The organism is Pseudomonadota bacterium (assembly GCA_010028905.1).
GTDB lineage: Bacteria > Vulcanimicrobiota > Xenobia > RGZZ01 > RGZZ01 > RGZZ01.
This window is the reverse complement of the sequence record RGZZ01000608.1, coordinates 1-2,594: the sequence shown is the minus strand read 5'-3', so window position 1 is coordinate 2,594 and position 2,594 is coordinate 1. Positions and strand designations below refer to the sequence as shown.

Sequence of the window (2,594 nt, the reverse complement as noted above, 5' to 3'; positions counted from 1 at the left end):
CACGTCGCCGCGCTGCGGCGTGTCGCGCGTCAGGGCTTCGAAGGCCACCTTGCCTGCGGCCACGCAGGCTTCCGTGTACCGCGCCCCTCGCAGGGCCGCGTTGCCCATCGTGGCGATGAGGGCGGCTTCGGGCGATGGGGCGCGGTACACGGAAGCCTGCGTGGCCGCAGGCAAGGTGGCCTTCGAAGCCCTGACGCGCGACACGCCGCAGCGCGGCGACGTGGCCACGACGGCGCGACAGATGATCGAGGCCGTCGCGAGCGCGAGCCCGTCTGACACGGGCCGCGTCGCAGTGGGGGTTCTCGGAACCCTGGCCGGCGCAGAGCTGAAGTTCGACCGCTCGCGTCTCGCCCTCGAATTGTCGGCTGAGATGGTGAAGGCCGACACCAGCCTCGAAGCCCAGACCGCGATTGCGAAACGGGCCCTGACCCTGTGGGCAGATGCCGACGCCGCGACGCCCCTCGACCCGTTCGCATGGGCGCGCACGCTGAGCGACGCCGTGCCGGACGACGCGGCGCGCCGCCGCATGCTGTCTGGCGGGCTGATGGCCCTGGCGCGAGACCGGGGCCAAGACGAAGCCGAAGCGGCGAAGAAGCACATCGATGGCCTCTGGCGCCTGGGCGATGAGGGGCGGGCCTGCACCTCGCTGCTCGACTGCCTGGCGGCCCTCGAGCGAAAGCCCCGGGCGCAGCAGACCGTCGAGCGCATGGCCGAGGCCCTCAACATGACCGCCAATCCTGACGCCGAGGCGCCGCGCGTCGAGGTGAGCGATGGGTTCGTGGTCATCGGAGGGGTGCGCATACAGAAGAAGCTCGGCGGCTGAGCGACAGGCCTGATGCGCCAGGCGTCGAAGGCCTCCTGCTTCAGAGGCCCCACGTCTCCGCCTATCGCACCATCGCAAGGAGATCGCCCATGACGCCGAAGAACCCACCCCCATCTACCCAGCCTGACGAGCAGAGCCGCCAGCGCGTGCGCCCCGCCGTCACCCTGAGCCTGGCGCTCGTGCTCGTCACCGCCCTGCTCGCGGGCTGCGGCCTGGCCGGATCGGCCGCGAGCTTCACCGCTTCGGCCCTCGTGCCGTGGCTGCTCGTCACGAGCCTGGCGGCCTTCCTCGTGGGCTGCGGCGGACCTCGGTTCGCGGGCGGCCAGCCCACGCAGGGGCCGGTGACCGCCGCACCCACTCCAACTCCCACTCCGCAGCCGCAAGCCAAGGCCCTCAAGTTCATCACCCAGCCGACGAAGAGCACGGGCAAGAGCGAAGCGCTCACCGCGCTCAACCCGGCACCCCAGGTCGCCGTGGTCGACGAAAGCGGCAACACGGTGACCGGCGCCACCGACGCCATCACCCTCAGCCTCGACAAGAACCCCAGCAACGCGGTGCTCAGCGGCACCCTCACCGTGAACGCCGTGAACGGCGTGGCCACCTTCAGCGACGTGCGCATCAGCCTCGCCGCCGCGGGCTACACCCTGAAGGCAAGCTCGGGCTCCCTCACCGCCGACACCTCGGTGACCTTCGTGGTGGCGCCGCTCTCGCCCGTCTTCCTGTCTGCACGGTCTCGCACCGACTACGCCAACGGCACACCCGTCGAGAATCGACTTGTGAGCAGCGCCGTAACCACCCAGGTCACGGGCGACTTCAATGGTGACGGGCACCTCGACGTCGCCATTGCAGGCTACTACGCCAGCCCCTCCGTCGTCGTCATGCTGGGCGATGGCGAGGGCCACCTGACGGCTCCCCAAGCGGTCAGCACCTCCTTCGATGTCGTCGTTTCGATGACCGCCGCCGACTTCAACGGCGACGGCAAGACCGACCTCGCCGTGGCCTCGTTCAAGTCTCAACAGGTGAACGTGTTTCTCAGCAATGGCGACGGCACGTTCGCGCAGGGCGCGAGCATCACCGGTCTGCTCCAGGCCTACGGCGTCGTCAGCGGCGACTTCAACCGCGACGGCAAGACCGACCTCGCGGTGAGCCTCGACAGCAACGGCAGCGGCGTGGTGCAGGTGCTGCTCGGCGACGGCGGCGGCAGCTTCAAGGCGACCGCCAGCGTCTCGGCCCCCGCGTTCGCGAATGCTCAATTTCCCCTGCTCACGATCGGACGTTTCAATGGCGACGACATCGACGATCTCGCGGTGACGACGAACGAAGACATACTCACCCTGCTGGGCAACGGCGACGGCACCTTCAGCGCGGGCACGAACACCACGGTGATCGGCTCCGGCGCGCTCATCCTCCCGTACGCCACGCATCTCAATGGCGACGTGAACCAGGATCTGCTGGTCAACACGCAAGATGGGCCGAACCATCAGCTGTACAGCCTGCTCGGCGATGGCAAGGGCGGGTTCACCCCGAGCCTGGTGGTGCCCTATGGCTATGGACGCGACGGCGCGGCGGTGGCCACCGATCTCAACGGCAACGGAAAGGTCGAAATTATCTCCAACGCGGTGAACGTCACCGGCCAGCAACCGTCGAACTACGCCTTGGTAACCCTCGACGGCGGCGGCGTCAAGCTCTCAGCGGTGAGCTCGCAGTCGATCTTTGGCTATGGAGCGCCCCCGCTGCTGGGCGACTTCAACGAAGATGGAACGACCGACGT

Annotated in this window: 2 protein-coding genes; both read left to right on the top strand. The window is 68.5% G+C overall.

Annotated elements, in window-relative coordinates; translation table 11 throughout:
* Positions 1–175 precede the first annotated feature (175 nt).
* Positions 176–823, top strand: a complete 648-nt coding sequence (locus EB084_23450; protein ID NDD31217.1) for a hypothetical protein — start codon at positions 176–178, stop codon at positions 821–823.
* An 89-nt stretch (positions 824–912) separates the two neighbouring features.
* The coding region (locus EB084_23445) for a VCBS repeat-containing protein (protein ID NDD31216.1) at positions 913–2,594 on the top strand (1,682 nt) is incomplete at its 3' end.